This window comes from Cronobacter sp. HA18003 (assembly GCF_011605905.1).
GTDB lineage: Bacteria > Pseudomonadota > Gammaproteobacteria > Enterobacterales > Enterobacteriaceae > Cronobacter > Cronobacter sakazakii.
Window position 1 is genome coordinate 1 of sequence record NZ_JAANQO010000014.1, and the last position, 1,088, is coordinate 1,088.

Genomic DNA, 1,088 nt, shown 5'->3' on the forward strand with positions numbered 1-1,088 from the left:
GCAACCACGCCCGCGCCAACGGTACGGCCGCCTTCGCGGATTGCGAAACGCAGACCGTCGTCCATCGCGATCGGGTGGATCAGGGTAACAACCATTTTGATGTTGTCACCCGGCATTACCATCTCCACGCCTTCCGGCAGTTCGATGGTGCCAGTCACGTCAGTTGTACGGAAGTAGAACTGCGGACGGTAGCCTTTGAAGAACGGAGTATGACGGCCGCCTTCATCTTTGGACAGAATGTACACTTCAGATTCGAACTTGGTGTGCGGCTTGATGGAGCCCGGCTTAGCCAGTACCTGACCACGTTCGATTTCTTCACGTTTGATACCACGCAGCAGAACACCTACGTTCTCGCCCGCACGGCCTTCGTCCAGCAGTTTGCGGAACATTTCAACGCCGGTACAGGTGGATTTCGCGGTGTCTTTGATGCCCACGATTTCAACTTCTTCACCAACCTTGATGATACCGCGCTCTACACGACCGGTAACAACGGTACCACGACCAGAGATGGAGAATACGTCTTCGATCGGCAGCAGGAACGGCTTGTCAATCGCACGCTCCGGTTCCGGGATGTAGGAATCCAGGTGACCTGCCAGTTCGATGATTTTCGCTTCCCACTCAGCGTCGCCTTCCAGCGCTTTCAGAGCAGAACCACGAACGATCGGGGTGTCGTCGCCCGGGAAGTCGTACTGAGACAGCAGCTCACGCACTTCCATCTCAACCAGTTCCAGCAGCTCTTCGTCATCAACCATGTCGCATTTGTTCAGGAACACGATGATGTACGGAACGCCTACCTGACGACCCAGCAGGATGTGCTCACGGGTCTGCGGCATCGGGCCGTCAGTCGCAGCAACAACCAGGATAGCACCGTCCATCTGAGCAGCACCGGTGATCATGTTTTTCACGTAGTCGGCGTGGCCCGGGCAGTCAACGTGCGCGTAGTGGCGAGTCGGGGTGTCATATTCAACGTGAGAGGTGTTGATGGTGATACCACGAGCTTTTTCTTCCGGCGCGTTATCGATCTGGTCGAATGCACGAGCAGAACCACCGTAGGTTTTCGCCAGAACGGTAGTGATGGCAGCGGTCAG

Annotated in this window: 1 protein-coding gene; it reads right to left on the reverse strand. The window is 56.2% G+C overall.

The window, feature by feature from the left end:
* A partial coding sequence (gene tuf / locus G6041_RS11140; RefSeq protein WP_054628775.1) for an elongation factor Tu occupies positions 1 to 1,088 on the reverse strand: 1,088 nt, incomplete at both ends.